Raw genomic sequence first — 17,438 nt, 5'->3', positions numbered from 1 at the left:
CTTTTCCCAAATCGCCCTGCACTTGCTGACCTCATCCGTCATCACCACGCAGGCCGATAAGGGAAAACCTTTTCCCAACTCAGGGAATGGTTGCACGATATGTCTTCGGATGCCTCACCTGTCTCCGCCAAGCTGCCGGTCACGCTGCGCGAGGTCGCTGCCGCGGCCGGCGTCAGCGTCGCCACGGCGTCGAAGGCGCTGAACGGGCAGGGGCGGATGACGGCGGAGACGCGCGAACGCATCCGCGAGACGGCGCGGCTGCTCGGCTTCCGGCCGAACAGCCTGGCCCAGAGCCTCCTGCGAAAACGCTCGTTCACCGTCGGGCTGCTTACCAACGATACTTATGGTCGCTTCTCGCTGCCGCTGATGGCTGGCGTTTCGGATGCGCTGGTCGACAAGGGCGTCTCGGTGTTCCTGTGCAATGTCGAGGATGACCAGCGGCTCGGCCAGCTGCATGTCGAGGCCATGCTTGACAAGCGCGTCGACGGCATCGTCGCCACGGGAAAACGCATCGACCGCCATCTGCCGGTCGATCTCTCCAACTTGCGCATTCCGGTCGTCTACGCCTTCACCCAGCCCGATCCCGGCGCGGTCGGCCTTGTCTCCGACGACGCCGGCGGCGCGCGGCTGGCGGTAGAGCAGTTTTTGCGGCTCGGGCGCCGGCGCATTGCCCATGTCACCGGACCGGCGAGCTTCGAGGTGGTGCACACGCGGGCCGGGGCGTACCGCGATGTCCTGACGGAGAACGGCTTGCCCGCAGCCGAGCCGCTGCTGGGCGCATGGTCGGAAGCCTGGGGCCACGATGCCGTGGCAAGACTGTTCAGCAAGGCGGGCAGGGAGGGGTGGCCGGACGCCGTCTTTTGCGGCAACGACCAGATTGCCCGCGGCGTCATCGACGCGCTGCGCGAGCGCGGCATAAGGGTGCCCGAGGATGTTGGCGTCATCGGCTTCGACAATTGGGAGATCGTGGCCGAGGCGACGCGTCCGCCGCTGACTTCCATCGACATGAACCTGGCGAGCCTCGGGCGCGAGGCCGGGCTTGCCCTGCTTTCGCTCGTCGACGGCCAGCCGGCCGTGCCGGGCATCAGGAAACTGCCGTGCCGGCTGGTGGTGCGTCAGTCATGCGGCAGTCCGCCGCAATGAAGCAACAAGGCCACGCGCCCGAACAAGCAGGGCGGCGTGGCCAAAACAGGGAGGAGAACCATGAGGAGGAGTAAGATGAAGACCATTTTTGCCAGGCTGGCGCTTGCGGCAGCCGTCATTGGTGGCGGCCTGCAGGCGGCGTCCGCCGAAACCGCCAACATCTGGGTGCGCGCCGACGGCTCGAACTTCATGCCGCGCATCGTCGACGCCTTCAACAAGGCGAACAAGGACCAGGTCAAGCTCGACATCATCCCCAACGCCGAGATCATCCCGAAATATGGCGCGGCCGCCGCCGGCGGCACGGCGCCCGACGCGCTCTCGCTCGACCTGATCTACACGCCGTCCTTCGCCGCCGCCGGCCAGTTGGAAGACATCACCGACTGGGCGAAATCCTTGCCCTATTTTTCGAGCCTGTCGCCGGCGCATGTGAAGACCGGCACCTATAAGGACCGCATCTACGGCCTGCCGTTCTCGGCCGACGCCTCGGTGCTGATCTGGAACAAGAAGCTGTTCAAGCAGGCGGGGCTGGACCCCGAGAAGGGCCCGATCAACTGGGCCGAGATCGAGGCCGACGCCGAGAAGGTCAACGCGCTCGGCGGCGACATCAAGGGCTTCTACTTCTCGGGCAATTGCGGCGGCTGCAACATCTTCACCTTCACGCCGCTGATCTGGGCCTCGGGCGGCGACATCCTGTCCGAGGACGGCTCGAAGGCGACGCTAGACAGCCCGCAGTTGCGCGGCGCGATCGACCTCTACCGCTCGATGGTCAAGAAAGGGCTGGTGCCCGAGGGCGCGCAGACCGATACCGGCGCCAATTTCTTCGCCGCCTTCGCCGGCGGCAAGATCGGCATCTCGCCGTCCGGCGCCTTCGCCATCGGCGCGCTCAACACGCAGTACCCGGATGTCGACTACGGCATCACCTTCCTGCCGGGCAAGGATGGCGGTTGGTCGTCCTTCGCCGGCGGCGACAATTTCGTCGTCACCAAGGGCACCAAGAAGATCGCCGTGGTGAAGGAGTTTTTGGACTTCGCCTATTCGCTCGAGGGCCAGACCATCCTTGCCAAATATGGCAGCTTGCCGGTGCGCAACGACATCGCCAAGGATGCGCTCAAGGATCTCGACCCGCGCTACCAGGTGGCGGCCGAGGCGATGGCCAAGGGCAGGACGCCCTATTCGGTGGTGTTCAACGACCTGATCAACTCTGCCAACGGTCCGTGGACGCAGATGATCAACGAGGTGTTCTTCGGCGACGACGTCGACGGCGCCATCAAGAACGCGCAGGATACGATGCAGTCGATCATCGACCAGGCGCCGAACAAGTAGACACCAGGGCCAGCCGGCGGCGAGGATCGCGCAACGCCTCGCCGCCAAGGCTCTGACCGGCCGCCCGCTCCGTCTCCCTGGCCGGGCGGCCGGATGATCCATCGCTGAATGGCAGGGACTGACGCGTTGAGAAAAGACCCCTTCATCCGGCCGCTTCGCGGCCACCTTCTCTCCGGGGAGAAGAGTTTGGCGCCGACGCTTGCGATCTCCTCTCCCCTTGGGGAGAGGTCGGATTGCCCCGGATTGCCCTTCGCAATCCGGTCGGCAATCCGGGTGAGGGGGCGCCGGCGGGCTGGCTCCTCCTTCTCCCTTTGTGGGAGAAGGGGGAGCGAAGCTCGGTCGGATGAGGGGCGCTCCAGGGAACGCCGACGCCTCACTCCGATGGAACACCCCTCATCCGTCTTGGCGCTGCGCGCCGATCCACCTTCTCCCGCAAGGGGAGAAGGGGAGGCCCAGCCATGACCGCCATCGCCACCACCTCCGCGCCCGCCCGAGCCCGCGCACGCACCAGCCTGCGGCAATGGGTGGGCCTGCTCTATGTCCTGCCGGCCGTCGCCCTGGTCACCGTCTTCTTCGTCATCCCGCTCGGCATGACGGCGTGGATGTCGCTGCACAACTGGCCGCTGATGGGCGAGCATTCCTTCATCGGCCTCGACAACTACTTTGCCATCCTGCGCGACACGCGCTTCTGGAATGCGCTGAAATTCACCTTCTATTACACGGTGATCGTCACCATCGCGATCTTCGCCGTCGCCTTCCCGCTGGCGATCTTCATCGAAAGACCGCGCCCGCTCACCAATCTCTACCGCACCGCCTTCTTCATGCCGGCGGTGGTGGGTTTTGCTTCGGCAAGCCTGCTCTGGTCGTGGCTCTTGAATGTCGATTCCGGCCTGTTCAGCCCGGCCGCCTTCGACCTCGGCCTGACCGGCAAGAAGGTCAATCTTCTCGCCACCTTCCAGCCGGCCTTCTGGTCGATCATCGCCATGGTGGTCTGGAAGGTCGCCGGCTTCACCATGATCATCCTGATGACCGGTCTGCAATCGATCCCGCAAGACCTGCAGGAGGCCGCCGTCATCGATGGCGCCGGCCCGTTCGCCAGGTTCAGGGCGATCACCTTGCCGCTGATGCGCCGCACGCTGGCGCTGGCGCTGATCCTGTCGGTCGCAGGCTCGATCCTGGCCTTCGACCAGTTCTACATCATCCTGCGCGGCGGCCCGCGCAACCAGACGCTGACGGCCGTCTACTGGATCTTCAACCAGTCCTTCGTCTCGTTCAAGCTCGGCTACGGCGCGGCACTCTCCATGGTGCTGCTGGTCATCCTGGTGGCGCTCAGCCTCATCCAGCTCTGGCTGCTGCGCAAGCCCGAGGGGCTCGACTGATGGCTAAGGCGATGTCGCAAAACCGCAAAGCGGCCTTCAGCCTCGCCAGGCACTCGACCGGCATCGTCGCCTCGGTGCTGTTTCTGGCGCCGATCGTGTGGACGGTGCTGTCGACCTTCAAGCCGGCGCAGGAAGCGCGCCAGCCGCCGCTGCCGCCCTGGCCGACCACCGGCTTCTCGATCGAGAATTATCAGACGCTGAACTCCTTCGGCGACGGGCTCTGGGTCTCGGCGCAGAACAGCATCTATGTCTCGGTGATGACGGTGCTGCTCTCGGTTCTGGTCAGCGTGCTCGCCGGCTACGGTTTTTCGCGCTTCCGCTTTCCGTTCCGGGATTTCTTCTTCGTCCTCATCCTGTCGACGATCATGATCCCGTTCCAGTCGATCCTGACGCCGATCTTCCTGGTGCTGACGAAACTCGGCCTGCACAACACGCTGACCGGGCTGGTCTGCGTCTATGTCACGCTGCAGCTGCCTTTCTCTATCTTCATGATGCGCAACGCCTTCGACGCCGTGCCGCGCGAGATCGAGGAGGCCGCGCGCATGGACGGCGCCAACAACGTCACCATGCTGGTGAAGGTGATGCTGCCGCTGGTCTGGCCCGGCGTCGTCACCATCGCGCTGTTCGCCTTCCTCGGCGCCTGGAACGAGTTCCTGGCAGCACTCGTGCTGATGACCGACCAGTCCAAATTCACCTTGCCGGTGATGATGACCGCGCTTCAGTCCGGCCGCTTCGGCGCCATCGACTGGGGCGCCGTGCAGGCCGGCGTCACGGTGATGATGGTGCCCTGCCTGATCCTCTTCCTGGCGCTGCAGCGCTTCTACATCCGCGGCCTCATGGCCGGGGCCGTCAAGTAATTCGAATGGAGTGAAATCATGACCGCATCGCAGCCCGCCGCGCAGACCGGCACCTCCGCCAGGCCGAAGCTTGCCTTCCGGCCGCTTCCCGTGCCGCAGGTCGATGTCCGCGGCTTCTGGGGCGACCGTGTCGATGCCGTGGCCGCCAAGACCGCCGGCATCCTCTACGACCGTTGTGTCGAGGCGCGCATGCTGGAGCAGATCGATCCGGACGTGCCGTCGCCGGGTGTCGTCATCCCCTTCCATGTCAGCGACGGTTTTACCGCGCGCACCGTGACCACCCAGATGTTCTGGGATTCCGACTGGGGCAAGACGATCGAGACCGCGGCCTATTCGCTCTACCGCCGCCGAAATCCCGATCTGGAAAAGAAGATCGACGCCGTCATCGACATGTACGGCAAGCTGCAGCAGGAGGACGGCTATCTGTCGAGCTGGTACCAGCGCATCCAGCCCGGCCTGCGCTGGACCAATCTGCGCGACTGCCACGAGCTCTACTGCGCCGGCCACCTGATCGAGGGCGCGGTCGCTTACTTTCAGGCGACGGGAAAACGCAAGCTGCTCGACATCATGAGCCGCTATGCCGACCATATCGCCGACACCTTCGGTCCGGAGCCCGGCAAGCGGAAGGGCTATTGCGGCCATGAGGAGATCGAACTGGCGCTGGTCAGGCTCGCCCGCGTCACCGGCAACGACAAACATATGAAGCTGGCCAAATACTTCATCGACCAGCGCGGCCAGCAGCCGCATTACTTCGACGAGGAGGCGCTGGCGCGCGGCGCCGACCCGAAGGATTTCCACTTCAAGACCTACGAATACAACCAGTCGCACAAGCCGGTGCGCGAGCAGGACAAGGTCGTAGGCCATGCGGTGAGAGCCATGTACCTCTATTCCGGCATGGCCGACATCGCGACCGAATATGGGGACGATACGCTGAAGGAGGCGCTCGAGCGGCTCTGGGACGATCTCACGACGAAAAGCCTCTACGTCACCGGCGGTCTGGGTCCGTCGGCCGACAATGAAGGCTTCACCAACGACTACGACCTGCCCAACGAGACCGCCTATGCCGAGACCTGCGCTTCGGTCGGCCTGGTGTTCTGGGCGAGCCGCATGCTGGGCATGGGTCCGAACGCGCGCTACGCCGACATGATGGAGCGGGCTTTATACAACGGCTCGATCTCGGGCCTGTCGCTCGACGGCTCGCTGTTCTTCTACGAGAACCCGCTGGAGAGCCGCGGCGGCCACCATCGCTGGAAATGGCACCGCTGCCCGTGCTGCCCGCCCAATATCGGCCGCATGGTGGCCTCGATCGGCAGCTATTTCTACGGCCTCGCCGACGATGCGCTGGCGGTTCACCTCTATGGCGACTCGACCGCGCGCTTCGAGATCGCCGGCCGGCAGGTTACCTTGGTCCAGACCTGCAACTATCCCTGGGATGGCGCGGTCGCGATCGAGGTCGGGCCGGAGGCGCCGATTGCGTTCACGCTTCATCTGCGCATGCCTGCTTGGTGCCGGAAGGCAGCGCTTCGGATCAACGGCAAGCTGGTCGATCTCGAAGCGGCGACGGTCGACGGCTATGCCGCGATCCGCCGCGAATGGCGCCAGGGCGATAAGGTCGAGCTCGATCTCGAAATGTCGATGGCGCGCCTCTTCGCCAACCCGCAGGTGCGGCAGGACATCGGCCGCGTCGCGCTGGCGCGCGGCCCGCTGATCTACTGCGTCGAGGAAACCGACAATGGCGGCGGGCTGCATCGCATAGCGCTATCGCGCACGGCCAGGCTCGAGGCCAACAAGGAGCCGAACCTGCTCGGCGGCGTGGTCACGCTTTCGGCCATCGGCAGCCGGGCCGAAACGAAGAACTGGGGTCACGATCTCTATCGCCCCGAACCGCCGGCGACGAAGGAGACGAAGCTCAAGGCCATTCCCTATTTCGCCTGGGACAATCGCGACCCCGGCGAGATGCTGGTCTGGCTGAGCGAGGGGTAGGGCACCTGCGTCGTCTCGGCGGGACGAACTTCCGCCGGCAAGTCCTTCACGAATGGGTGTGCAAGCCTACTGGATATTTGCAACGGCGGCGGATAGTGCCGACGCTCGATCGGGCGTTTCGGCATTCATGCTCACTTCCGTCACCAGCTTGCGGCGCAGGGCCGTGACGTAATCGCGCGGCTCCTTCGGTGACATCACGAAGGCCTGTGAGCCGCCGATAACCGACTGCTCAAAGTAGGAAGCCAGCGGTTGGCGAGGGTCCTCGTCGTCGGCCGGAATGGCGATCGCGTTGATCGTGTAACCCTTGGCGATGGCGTTTTCCCGGCTTGGCTGCACGGGCAGCCCGTCATTGTTCTCGCCGTTCGAAGAGATGTCGATCACCTTCTTCATGGCATTTCCTGGAAACTCGTCGAGCAGGAGGCTTCCGACATCGATTGCCGTCGAAACCGAAGTTCCGCCCCGGCCTCGACGGATATGGCCGGTGTCGCCCGTCTTGCTGATCACCGACGCGGCCGCCTTGGCATCGTCCAGTCCGCAGATGCGTGTCCAGGGCAGCACGGTGCGCGAGCGACCCGGGCTCGACCATTCGAAATAGGCCACGCCGATGCAACCGAGATAGTTCTGGGAGATGGCGCGGATGATCTCGGGCGAGGTGAGCGCTTCGGCGTGGCCTTCACGCTGCATGTCGGCGATCTTGGGATCGATCGAGGAGGAGAAATCCACGGCGAAGACCACGGCTACGTCGACACGCATCGACGCCAGACCGACGTTGTTTGCATCCGCGACAGGTCCCCAAAGTATTGAGGTCGCGAATGTCGCCAGTCTCAGCAATGAATTGATATGCCTGATCGGCCCCGCATCAGAGCCAAAAGTCCCATGAATACATTCGACCATCTTATTTCCCCCTCTGACAAGAAACTTGTCGAGAAATCAGCTATTCCCCTTTCGGGGGATGCTAAATGAAGTGCGTCACGATAACGCTTGGAATGGCGGGCTTGGCGTTTGCGAGGCGTTAGTTTTGAGTTAGAATTTCGTCAGGCTGGGGGCCCGTTGGCAATGCAGGGTGGGAAAGGCTTCATTGCTGGCAGGATTTCTCTCTTCGGTGGTTTTCGAATTGAGAGGGAAGCTGGCAGTGAGCTCTTGCTGACCGGAAAGCGCGGTGCCGCTATCCTCGCCTATCTTGCCCTTTGTCCCGGTATGGCGGCGCCACGCGAGCGGCTGGCCGACCTACTTTGGAGCGACAGCGACAGCGAACACTCACGCAACAGCCTGCGGCAAACGCTCAGTGTCCTGCGCCGGGATTTGTCGCGCGCGGGTATGGATATCATCCAGTCCCACAAGGAGCTGATTGGGATAAAGGCAAACGCGGTGCGGGTTGACGTGGAGGACTTCGAAGCCGGCCTGTCTGGCCGGTCCGCTTCGGAGCTCGAAACCACCCTGGCGCTTTATACGGGGCCGTTTCTCGACGGGTTTCATGTCGGCACCAATGTTTTCGACGATTGGGCGGCGCAGGAACGCGAAAGGCTGCTGAGCCGCGCGCTTCCGTCGCTGGAGAAGCTCGCTCGTCTCGTGGATGCCGAAAGCGGGCTTGCCGTGGCCGATCGAATTCTGGCCATGGAACCGACGCGGGAGGAAACCTACCGGCTGAAGATGGAACTGCTCGTTGCGGGCGGTCAGCGAGACCAGGCGTTGCGAACCTTCGAGGCTTGCAGAAGCGTCTTGAGGAAGGAGTTCGGTGTCGATGTCAGCGCCGAGACACGAACGCTTTGGCAATCGCTGCTTTCCTCCACAGAGTCACCGTCAAATCCGCAGACGGCCAACGGAGCCATCGCCGGTCAGCGCTCGGGACGCCCATCCATCGCCATGGCCGAGTTCGTCAATCTGACGGGACAGCGCGGCGACGACTTCTTCGCCAAGGGTCTGGTCCACGATATCACCACGGCGCTCTCCGAGGTGGCCGACTATATCGTTATCTCGGCCCTCGAGAAAAACGGCGAGGAGCCGAGGGCGCAGGACAGCTTGCGGGCGCGTTACACGCTGAAGGGCAGCGTCCAGCGGTCGGGAGACGGGCTGAGGGTGAACATCCAGCTTGTCGATGCCGCGGGTGGCCACAATGTCTGGGCTCAGAAGTTCGACGGCCAATCGGAAAGCGCGCTTCAATTCCAGGACAGGATCGCGCAGTCGGTCGTGCTGGCGGTGAGCCTTGAGCTTCAGTTGACCAACTGGAAGGTTCGCGACAAGAGCCCGCCCGGTCCTCCCGAAGTGCGCCGGCTGGTGAACGAAGCCCTGATGAAATATTTCGAGATGACCCGGGACTCGTTGCTGGTCTCGAAGGATCTCGCCGAAAAAGCTCTGGCGATTGCGCCCGACAACGTCCGCGCGAAACGGACGCTGTCCATCGCGACGACCATGGGGGGGGCGTTCGGCGCCTTGCCTCGCAAGCAGGAGTATATCGACCGTGCGATCGAGCTTGCCGAGGACGCGGTAAGGGCCGTGCCCGACGACGAAATTGCCCGCTGCATCCTGTCATTCGCCTACGAATGCGATGGCCGGATCGACGAGGCGATCGTGCAATGCCAGCACGCAATCAGCCTCAATCCGAGCTATCCCAGCGGCCACGGCGATATTGCGATGCTCTTCGCGCTGCGCGGACAGGTCAGCGAGGCGGTGCGCGCGGCCAACGAAGCGATCCGGCTTGGAACGCATGACGTCATCGACTTCTGGCGTCACCACGGCCTGGTTTTGGCGCTGTTTGCCGGTCAGGACGATCGGCGGGCACTCGAAGTCGCCCGCAAGGTGGTCAGGACAAAGCCGGGATTCGTGCGCGGCGCCCTTTATTGGGCGGCAACCGCTTCGGCGACAGGGAACAATGAAGAGGCCTCGCGGGCCATCCATCACTGTCTGTCACAGCTTCCACATCTCAACCTGGGCAATGTCGCTCCTGGGTTCATGCCCCGCTATGTGAGGGACGACCATCACGGCAGGTTCCTCGAGATGCTGTCGAGAGCCGGCCTTCCTAGCTCCTGATCCGCGAACCTTCGACGGACCGAAGGCCACTCTTGCGTGGCACCGCTACAAATGCACGAACGCCGTCAGCGGCAGGTGGTCGGAGGCGACGCGGGACAGCGGCGTGTCATGCGCCTCGACGCCTGAAACCAGATCGTGCCGGTTGCCCATGATGCGGTCGAGCGCCAGCACCGGCAGGCCGGATGGGAAAGTCGGCACCGCCGGCGGCGTCGGGCCGAATGTCGTGTGCAGCGTGTTCAGCGCCGAGCGGTTGCCGAGCCGCCATTCGTTGAGGTCGCCGAGCAGCAGCGTCGGCCTTTCGTCGGCGCTGCTCATGATGTCGAGCACGACGCGGGCCTGTTCCGAGCGCGAGCGGCGCAGCAGGCCGAGATGGGCGGCAATGACCCGCAGCGACCGTTTCTCGTCGAGATCGATCTCGGCGACCAGCGCGCCGCGCGGCTCCAGCCCCGGCAGCTTGATCTGGTGGACGTCGCGCACGCTGCCGCGCTTGAACAGAAGCACGTTGCCGCGCCAGCCATGTCCCTTGCCGTTGCCGATGACCGGCACCGGCACCAGCCCGGTATCGTGTTCGAGGCGGGCAAGATCGAGCAGACCGGCGCGGTCGCCGAAGCGGTTGTCGGCCTCCTGCAGGGCGATCACGTCGGGGCTGATTTCGCGGATGACGCGCCCCGTCCGCTCAGGATCGAACCTGCGGTCGGTGCCGATGCATTTGTGGACATTGTAGGAGGCAACGACGATCTCGGCGCCGTTGACGCGCTTGCGCGGCGTCGCCCGCGCCTTGCGCGCGCTTCTGCCGCGGATCGAGAGCAGCACCGTCTCGGGCAGACTGCGTCCTTTGATGTCGTCTATCTCCATGATCCCGATGCTCGATTTCCTGCTCTAAAGATAGGGCGATCCCAGCCACAGCAAACGGTCGAAGACGCGGATTATGAACGGTCTTTCCCTCAGCGTCTGCAGCGTCACCGGCTGGGCCGTGGAGATGGCCGCCGCGATGCGGGCGTCGATCTCGGCGGCGAAGTTTTCATCCAGGACTTCCATGTCGATCTCGAAATTCAGCCTCAGCGAGCGGGCGTCCAGATTGGAGGAGCCGACATAGGCCCACACGCCGTCGATCGCCATCAGCTTCGAATGGTCGAACGAGCCTTCATGGCGCCAGACGCGGCAATAATGTTTCAAAACCTGGTCGAACTGCGCCGTCATCGCATGGTCGACAAGGAAAAGGTTGTTCACCGCCGGCACGACGATGTCGATTTCGACGCCGCGCCGGCCGGCCGTGGTCAGCGCGCTGATGAATTCGCGGTCCGGCAAGAAATAGGGCGACATGATGCGTATCGATTTGCGGGCCACCGAAAACGCGCCCATCAGCAGCTTGAGATTGGTTTCGTTGGACGCGTCCGGTCCGGTCGCAACCGCGCGCACCAGCATCGGCTGTCCGGGCGGCGGCACCGCGCGCTCGACCTGCCAGGGCCCGTCCTTCAGGGCCTCGTTGCCGGCAAAGCGCCAGTCCTCGGCGGCAACCGAGAACAGATCGGCCACCACCGGCCCGGTGACTTCGAAATGCGTGTCGCGCGAACTGTCGGAACCGGCGAATTCGGCCGAGAAACCCTTGCGGATGTTCATGCCTCCCGTGAACGCCACCGTGCCGTCGACGATCAGGATCTTCCTGTGGGTCCTGAGGTTCGCATAAGGAAGTCTCAAGCCCATGACGATGTTGCCGTTGAAGAGATCGACGGTGACGTCGGCTTCCCTGAGCTGCTTCAGGATGCTGGGCACCGAGTAGCGCACGCCGACGGCGTCGATCAGCACCCGCACGGTGACGCCGCGTTTGACGGCATTGCCGAGCGACTGGACGAAAAGCGCGCCCACCGCGTCATTGTCGAAGATATAGGTTTCGAGCAGCACGCTTCTTTGCGCCGCGTCGATCGCCCGGCACATCGCCGTATAGGCCTCGTCGCCGGTCTTGAGCACGGCGATGGTGTTTCCCGATGTGAGCGGACGCCGCGCCACCCTGTCGCCAAGCGTCTTCAGCCCGGTGAAGCGCTGGCCGAATTCGGCGCTGATCAGGGCTTCCAGCGCGACGTCGCGGTCGTGCCTGGCGGCAGCCGCCTCGCTGGAAACGGGACGCATGGCGCTGATCGTCGCGCGGCGGATGCGGTTGATGCCGGCAATGGCGTAGATGATCGCGCCGAGAAAGGGTGACAAGAGCATCACGCCCACCCAGCCGGTGGCCGCGCGCACGTCTTCCTTCGTCATGATGGCGTGAACGATGCCCACCGCCGCCATCGCCAGCGACAGGATCAGGATAAGCGTGGACCAGTGACTCGCAATCGCCTCGAACATCGGCCCGACTATTGTGCGAGCCGGCGCGGAAGGCAATGCGGGTGGGTTATTCCCGCGCTCCTTCGGATACCTGAGACCGGGTGGCAAGAACCGCGGTCATGCGCTCGGCCAATTCCGCGACGGGCCGGCCCTTTCCCAGGCATAAATGGAGACCACCATCGAAGGCTCGGCGCCAAGTCGAGCATAGGGCCGGATGCGATGCCCGATCGTCACGCTCCGCGGCAGCAGCGACAGCCCGAGCCCGGGGCGGCGGCTTTCTCATCGCCGCGATACCGCCCTGGATCGTCGCGGTGCTGCACGACATGACCGGCGGTTTTCGCGCCGGCTGGCTGCTGCACCTGCCTGTATCGCCATCGTGACAGTGCTGACCTTGCATCTCGCGCCGACAGCTACGGGCGGTCCATGAGGCTGCCTACCGTCAACGCGCTGGCATAGGTTCGTGCCACGGTGTGACCCAACCGTGTAACCGTGGCTTTGCCGTGTCAGCCATCGGTCGAGATGGTTACCGCCCTCCAGGCTTCGATCTCTTGCTGCAGGCGCTGGATACGCTCGACCACGAGCCTGAGGGCGTCGCTGCCAAGCAGGAGCTGCGGTGGCGGGGCTTCGGATTCCACCAAAGCCAATACGGCCGTCGCAAGCTTGTCGGGATCGCCAAGCTGCTTGCCGCTTTTCGCCTGTCGGGCCTCTCGGATCGGATCGAAAAGCGCATCGTAGTCGCCGATGGACCTTTCGGTCCGGACCATGGAGCGCCCGGCCCAGTCCGTCCGGAAAGAGCCGGGGCAGACGGCCGTAACCCGAACGCCGAACGGAGCCATTTCCGAACGCATCACTTCCGATATGCCCTGGAGCGCGAACTTGCTGCCACAGTAGTAAGCAATGCCCGGCATTGTAATCATGCCGCCCATCGACGTGATGTTGACGATGAATCCGCGGCGTCGCTCGCGGAACCTGGGAAGAAACGCCTTGGCGACCGCCACGGCGCCGAAGACGTTCACGTCGAACTGACGCCGCATCTCTTCGAGCGGGGACTCTTCAAGCACGCCCTCGTGGCCATAGCCGGCATTGTTGATCAGGACGTCGACGGGTCCGTGCTCTTCCTCCGCCTGCGCGACGACGTCCGGCACGCGGTCGAACTCCGTGACATCGCAGATGACCGTCCGGATCGCGGGAAGGGCTCTGGCAAGTGCCGCGCGTGACGTCTCGGACCGTACGGTGCCAATGACCGTATGGCCCATCTGGATGGCGGCGGAGGCGATGGCGAGGCCAAAGCCGGAATTGGCGCCGGTGATGAAGAAGGTCTTTTTTGCCATGATTTGCGGTCCTTCATTGATGGAGTGCGCCTTGGCAAATAGTATGGGGCGATGGTGTCTTCGATTGCGATTTCTATGAATGGCTTGCCAAATCCTATTGAAGCGGACGTCGGACGAAGACGGGAACTGGTCGAGTTGGCCATAGCTCTCGCCGAACGCATTGGATACAATGCGACCGCGCTTGAGAGCGTGCGGGTGCTCCGGACGGAGGCAGTGCTCCATGACGTCCCGGTGCTTTATGAGCCGGGCGCGGTGTTCGTCCTGCAGGGGAGCAAGCGGGGCATCCTGGAGCGGGAGGTCTACCTCTACGATGAAGAACATTATCTGGCCGTATCGGTGCCGGTTCCGTTTCGAATGGAGTCGACGGCCAGCCCCGATCGCCCGCTGCTTGCGGTCTATGTCGAGTTCGACATGCGGCTGGCGGCCGAGATTGCAGCACAGCTGGAGACGCATTCCGCAATGGCAAGCGGCAGGCCGCGAAGCCTCGTCTCGAGCAGGATGGGCTCCGACATCGAGGATGTCCTGCTGCGCCTGCTGACGGCGCTTCGCAATCCTGCCGAGACCGCCGTTCTTGGATCAAGCCTTCTGCGCGAGCTGCATTACCGGGTCCTGATTGGTCCGCAAGGCGGCGCGATGATCGCGGCCCTGCAGCAAAGGGGCCGGTCGGGGAGGATCGTGCGGAGCCTCGCATGGCTGCGGGAAAACTACAGCTCCGAAATCTCGGTCGGCGATCTGGCGGGAGAAGCAGGCATGAGCGTGCCTTCCTACCACGTTCATTTCAAGGAGATGACCGGAAGCAGCCCGATGCAGTACGTGAAAGCGATGCGGCTGCACGAGGCAAGACTGATGATCGTACGCAAGGGCACGATCGCTCAGGTCGCGGCTTCGGTCGGCTATGCGAGCGCGGCTCAGTTCAGCCGCGACTTCAAGCGGCATTTTGGACGGACGGCTTCTGAGGAGATGAACTGGGTCCGTCGTCACTTGGGCGAGCTCGCCTGGGCGGAGTAGTCCGCCATTGGCGCTCAGCCGGCTTCAGGGGCCTTTGGCTTCCTGAAGAAGCCCGACAGAATGTTCGGACCCGCTTCGCCGGGCCGCAACCTGATTCCGTCCTCGAAGCAGTTCAGCGTCACGCACTCGAAGCCGCTGGCCGCGAGGAGCGCTACCAGCGAGTCGCGGCCGAAATGGTGCAGGTGCTCGTTGGGCAGCCGCATGCGCCACTTGGCGAACCATGTATCGCCGTCGGCGCCGAGCTCGCGCCAGCGGCAATAGGGGACGGCGACGGCCAGGTGACGGGTCTGAAGGCGCGAGAGGAAACTGAGATCCGGGATGTGCTCAAGCACATCGAACATGGCGACGAGGTCCCAGGTGCCGGCGAGCGCCTGATCCCAATCGACGAAGCGAACCCCCTTTGGCAGGGGGAATTCAGCGATGTCGCAGCCGGCGCAATCGGCGACGCCGGTTATCTTGGCGGCTTCGATGAATGTGCCGGTGCCATATCCGATTTCCAGCACCGAGCGAGGAATCTCGCCGGTAATGCCGAGCACCCAGCCAAGCCGCTGATAGCCGAGCTTGATGGTCCGGTCGCTCAGGTCCTCGTAGTAGGAAATGTATTTCTTGTCATATTTGATCGGCGTGAAGTCGATCTGGTGGATCACGCCGAACCTGTCCATCTCATAGTTGTCCAACATGTCCGCGCGGCCTCCGGATGCCGAGTTCCTTACATGGTCAATGACACGCAGCCACGGTTCTAAGCGCCTCGGCACGTGAAGGCGCGGGCAAAGCCCCGATCCGCCGAACAGAGGCGTAGAACCTTGGATAGTCGCCGGAGCACAAGTCGAGCAAGCGAAGAAACGCCGGAACCTCTTCGCTGTAGACGGCGGTCGCGGCAAGCTTTGCGTTGTTGATCGGGCTATCGAACCAGGCGTCATATCCGCGGTATCCGGCCCATCGCTTGCCGCGCATTTGCCGGTAGCGTATCCGCAACCTGTCGATCGTGGCGGCTTTGGCGGCCGCCATCCGCTCCGGGCTGCGCGGGCTTCCATAGACCTGGCTCAACTCGTCCCGGGTTTTCGATATCAGTCCGAGAAAATCCGCCTTGCGCTTGCGATCGACTTCGTAACTGCGCAATCCGGCGCGATTGCCGGTGGCGCGCAGCCATTTCCTCGTACCGGTGGTTTCGACGGCAACCGCGAAAGCCTCGTTGAACGCGGAGTCGCCGTTCACATAGACTTTCTGATGCGCCAGCTCATGGAAGACAAGGCTTGCCAGATAGGTGTCGTTCTGACGCAGCATGGTGCTGAGCAGCGGGTCGCTGAACCAGCCCAGCGTGGAATAGGCCGTGATGCCCGTCACATAGACGTCCAGCCCCTGTCGCTGCAGTTCAGCGGCATTTCCGAGCGCGTCCTTGCGCGAAAAATAACCCTTGTAGGGAACGCAGCCGAACACCGGAAAGCACCATGTTACCGGCGCGAGAGAGAATTGCGGCGCGGCAAAGACCGCCAAGGTCACGTCGTTCCGACCGACGTCGACATAACTGCGATAGCTGCTGTTATCGGGCAGCGCCAGTGCTTCCGTGGCAAAGCGACGTATGGCGCTGGCCGAGGTCAACTTGGCGCGCAACGCCTCTGGCGTCGAAGGATCATGGATCAGCTTCGCAACATTCTTGCGCGCGGCCATGATCCCGACATGGCCCTCCAAAGACTGCGCATAGTAGGAAATGCTGGTGCATCCGGTCACGCCGGACGCCATGATCGCAGCGGCAAGCAATCGAAAAACGCGCTTCAAAGCTTGCCCACCGCCTGCTCATCTCCCATGGAGCAAATGTCTCCATTTGCTCCCGTGTCTCAGGCGCGTCTATTTTCGTCAAGACCTGGAGGGTAGCGGGCCGGACACTCGATTTCGCAGCGGTAATCAGGCAATACGGCGCTTAAACGAAAATCTCACCCTCGCCGCGCGGCCAGCCGCAGCCACGGCGCGAGATGGAACGCTGCCATCAACAGATACATCGGCACCATGCCGCTGAGCGCCGAGGCGCCCGACATGCACATCATGTCGTGGTCGCCATAAGCAGCCGTCAGCAACGCCATTGCTGCGAAGGTGGGCGCCGCGGCGAGACAGAGCCAGTCGGCAAGGCCGAAGCCGCTCAGGCCGGCCGGGCGAGGGGAGTCGATGCTCATGATATCCACCTTCTGAAGCGGGCAGGTTTCAAGCCCATAGGAACAAGGGCGAAGCGATCGGCTACGGCGGCGCAACTCCACGCCGCCGGTTCCGCTTCATGCTCAGGCGTTCTTGTTGCGGAACGCCGCTTCGCCGGCATCCGACACCTCGACCCATCTCTGGTCGGGGGCGGCACCTGCTTCGTAACTGTCGTGCCAGTTCCACCATTTGTAGGTCTGGGTCTGCGGATAGCCCTCGGGCGAATCCTCCCACACCTCCTGACGGCCGAGTGGCGTGACGTCGAGATAGCTCCACACGGTGCCGAACGCTTCGTCGCCCCGGTTGTTGACGAAATAGGTGCGGAAGATGCGCTTGCCGTCATGGATGAAGACGTTGTGGCCGTGCCATTCGTCGACGCCGAAATCCTTATCCCAGCTGTCGGTGATCGTGTACCAGGGCATCTTCCAGTCCATGCGCTCCTTCAGCCGCCGGATGTCGGCCTGCGGCGCGCGCGAGGCATAGGCAAGCGTGGTGTCGCGGGCGTTGAGGTGCGCGAGGTTGCCGACCTGGTCGGCGCCGAGCGAGCAGCCGCGGCAGGCATGTTCCGGCCAGCCAAAGACGCCGGGCTCGAAGAAGGCGCGGTAGACGACAAGCTGCCGGCGGCCTTCGAACAGGTCGAGCAGGCTCGCCTTGCCGTTCGGGCCTTCGAACACATAGTCCTTCTTGACTTCCATCCACGGCATGCGGCGGCGTTCGGCGGCCAGAGCGTCGCGGGCGCGGGTGACGGCCTTTTCCTTCACCAACATCTCTTCATAGGCGCCTTCCCACGCTTCCTGCGAAACGACCGGCGGTGTCTTCATGTGTTGGGTCATTGCTCTTGTCCCGTTCTTGGGTTTGGTTGGGGGTGACGAGGACAGACA

The 17,438-nt window shown here is 63.6% G+C and carries 15 protein-coding genes; 7 read left to right on the top strand and 8 right to left on the bottom strand.

The genetic code is table 11. The annotated features are described in order from the left end of the window. Positions 1–99 precede the first annotated feature (99 nt). From FJ430_RS23130 to FJ430_RS23110, 5 genes are all read left to right on the top strand, one after another. Positions 100–1,143: a LacI family DNA-binding transcriptional regulator gene (locus FJ430_RS23130; RefSeq protein WP_140704237.1), complete on the top strand. Its 1,044-nt coding sequence runs from the start codon at positions 100–102 to the stop codon at positions 1,141–1,143. 75 nt (positions 1,144–1,218) lie between these two features. Next, positions 1,219–2,466: an ABC transporter substrate-binding protein gene (locus FJ430_RS23125; protein WP_140704235.1), complete on the top strand. Its 1,248-nt coding sequence runs from the start codon at positions 1,219–1,221 to the stop codon at positions 2,464–2,466. Positions 2,467–2,924: 458 nt separating this feature from the next. Further along, entirely contained in the window at positions 2,925–3,845 is a 921-nt protein-coding gene (locus tag FJ430_RS23120; protein ID WP_140656515.1) for a carbohydrate ABC transporter permease, read from the top strand. Continuing rightward, positions 3,845–4,702 carry a carbohydrate ABC transporter permease gene (locus FJ430_RS23115; protein ID WP_140704232.1) on the top strand — a complete coding sequence of 286 codons (858 nt, stop codon included), beginning with the start codon at positions 3,845–3,847 and terminating at the stop codon, positions 4,700–4,702. The genes FJ430_RS23120 and FJ430_RS23115 overlap by 1 nt, the downstream gene beginning before the upstream one ends. Positions 4,703–4,720: 18 nt before the next feature. Beyond that, a complete protein-coding gene (locus FJ430_RS23110) occupies positions 4,721–6,685 on the top strand; it encodes a glycoside hydrolase family 127 protein (protein WP_140704230.1) in 1,965 nt (654 codons plus the stop codon). A gap of 66 nt (positions 6,686–6,751) precedes the next feature. Here FJ430_RS23110 and FJ430_RS23105 read toward each other — a convergent pair whose 3' ends face one another. Continuing rightward, positions 6,752–7,579, bottom strand: coding sequence for a DUF1194 domain-containing protein (locus FJ430_RS23105; protein WP_140704228.1), 828 nt, complete (start codon positions 7,577–7,579; stop codon positions 6,752–6,754). 162 nt (positions 7,580–7,741) lie between these two features. Between FJ430_RS23105 and FJ430_RS23100 the strand changes: the two genes are divergently transcribed. Continuing rightward, entirely contained in the window at positions 7,742–9,712 is a 1,971-nt protein-coding gene (locus FJ430_RS23100; protein WP_140704353.1) for a BTAD domain-containing putative transcriptional regulator, read from the top strand. A 45-nt stretch (positions 9,713–9,757) separates the two neighbouring features. Here FJ430_RS23100 and FJ430_RS23095 read toward each other — a convergent pair whose 3' ends face one another. The 3 genes from FJ430_RS23095 to FJ430_RS23085 form a co-directional block, all read right to left on the bottom strand. Beyond that, positions 9,758–10,567: an endonuclease/exonuclease/phosphatase family protein gene (locus tag FJ430_RS23095; RefSeq protein WP_181175280.1), complete on the bottom strand. Its 810-nt coding sequence runs from the start codon at positions 10,565–10,567 to the stop codon at positions 9,758–9,760. Positions 10,568–10,591: 24 nt separating this feature from the next. Then, entirely contained in the window at positions 10,592–12,052 is a 1,461-nt protein-coding gene (locus tag FJ430_RS23090; RefSeq protein ID WP_140704226.1) for a phospholipase D-like domain-containing protein, read from the bottom strand. 482 nt (positions 12,053–12,534) lie between these two features. Beyond that, on the bottom strand, positions 12,535–13,362 hold the full coding sequence (locus FJ430_RS23085; RefSeq protein ID WP_140704224.1) for an oxidoreductase: 828 nt from the start codon (positions 13,360–13,362) through the stop codon (positions 12,535–12,537). 75 nt (positions 13,363–13,437) lie between these two features. Here FJ430_RS23085 and FJ430_RS23080 point away from each other — a divergent pair, with 75 nt between their 5' ends. Further along, a complete protein-coding gene (locus FJ430_RS23080; protein ID WP_140704222.1) occupies positions 13,438–14,370 on the top strand; it encodes an AraC family transcriptional regulator in 933 nt (310 codons plus the stop codon). Positions 14,371–14,384: 14 nt separating this feature from the next. Here FJ430_RS23080 and FJ430_RS23075 read toward each other — a convergent pair whose 3' ends face one another. The 4 genes from FJ430_RS23075 to FJ430_RS23060 all read right to left on the bottom strand — a co-directional run bounded on the left by FJ430_RS23075 (position 14,385) and on the right by FJ430_RS23060 (position 17,390). Continuing rightward, positions 14,385–15,050, bottom strand: coding sequence for a class I SAM-dependent methyltransferase (locus FJ430_RS23075; protein WP_140704220.1), 666 nt, complete (start codon positions 15,048–15,050; stop codon positions 14,385–14,387). 37 nt (positions 15,051–15,087) lie between these two features. Beyond that, positions 15,088–16,110, bottom strand: a complete 1,023-nt coding sequence (locus FJ430_RS23070) for an aminopeptidase (protein WP_140704351.1) — start codon at positions 16,108–16,110, stop codon at positions 15,088–15,090. A 191-nt stretch (positions 16,111–16,301) separates the two neighbouring features. Continuing rightward, entirely contained in the window at positions 16,302–16,538 is a 237-nt protein-coding gene (locus tag FJ430_RS23065) for a hypothetical protein (protein WP_140704218.1), read from the bottom strand. A 102-nt stretch (positions 16,539–16,640) separates the two neighbouring features. Then, a complete protein-coding gene (locus FJ430_RS23060; protein WP_140704216.1) occupies positions 16,641–17,390 on the bottom strand; it encodes a DUF899 domain-containing protein in 750 nt (249 codons plus the stop codon). Positions 17,391–17,438 lie beyond the last annotated feature (48 nt).

It is taken from the genome of Mesorhizobium sp. B2-8-5, assembly GCF_006440675.2.
In the GTDB taxonomy this organism is placed as follows: domain Bacteria; phylum Pseudomonadota; class Alphaproteobacteria; order Rhizobiales; family Rhizobiaceae; genus Mesorhizobium.
This window is presented reverse-complemented; position numbering and strand designations above follow the sequence as displayed.

Excerpts from the sequence above, each read along its gene's own strand:
- FJ430_RS23130 (WP_140704237.1), top strand. The coding sequence starts at position 100 with ATGTCTTCGGATGCCTCACCTGTCTCCGCCAAGCTGCCGGTCACGCTG.
- FJ430_RS23125 (WP_140704235.1), top strand. The coding sequence starts at position 1,219 with ATGAAGACCATTTTTGCCAGGCTGGCGCTTGCGGCAGCCGTCATTGGT.
- FJ430_RS23120 (WP_140656515.1), top strand. The coding sequence starts at position 2,925 with ATGACCGCCATCGCCACCACCTCCGCGCCCGCCCGAGCCCGCGCACGC.
- FJ430_RS23115 (WP_140704232.1), top strand. The coding sequence starts at position 3,845 with ATGGCTAAGGCGATGTCGCAAAACCGCAAAGCGGCCTTCAGCCTCGCC.
- FJ430_RS23110 (WP_140704230.1), top strand. The coding sequence starts at position 4,721 with ATGACCGCATCGCAGCCCGCCGCGCAGACCGGCACCTCCGCCAGGCCG.
- FJ430_RS23105 (WP_140704228.1), bottom strand. The coding sequence starts at position 7,579 with ATGGTCGAATGTATTCATGGGACTTTTGGCTCTGATGCGGGGCCGATC.
- FJ430_RS23100 (WP_140704353.1), top strand. The coding sequence starts at position 7,742 with ATGCAGGGTGGGAAAGGCTTCATTGCTGGCAGGATTTCTCTCTTCGGT.
- FJ430_RS23095 (WP_181175280.1), bottom strand. The coding sequence starts at position 10,567 with ATGGAGATAGACGACATCAAAGGACGCAGTCTGCCCGAGACGGTGCTG.
- FJ430_RS23090 (WP_140704226.1), bottom strand. The coding sequence starts at position 12,052 with ATGTTCGAGGCGATTGCGAGTCACTGGTCCACGCTTATCCTGATCCTG.
- FJ430_RS23085 (WP_140704224.1), bottom strand. The coding sequence starts at position 13,362 with ATGGCAAAAAAGACCTTCTTCATCACCGGCGCCAATTCCGGCTTTGGC.
- FJ430_RS23080 (WP_140704222.1), top strand. The coding sequence starts at position 13,438 with ATGAATGGCTTGCCAAATCCTATTGAAGCGGACGTCGGACGAAGACGG.
- FJ430_RS23075 (WP_140704220.1), bottom strand. The coding sequence starts at position 15,050 with ATGTTGGACAACTATGAGATGGACAGGTTCGGCGTGATCCACCAGATC.
- FJ430_RS23070 (WP_140704351.1), bottom strand. The coding sequence starts at position 16,110 with ATGGCGTCCGGCGTGACCGGATGCACCAGCATTTCCTACTATGCGCAG.
- FJ430_RS23065 (WP_140704218.1), bottom strand. The coding sequence starts at position 16,538 with ATGAGCATCGACTCCCCTCGCCCGGCCGGCCTGAGCGGCTTCGGCCTT.
- FJ430_RS23060 (WP_140704216.1), bottom strand. The coding sequence starts at position 17,390 with ATGACCCAACACATGAAGACACCGCCGGTCGTTTCGCAGGAAGCGTGG.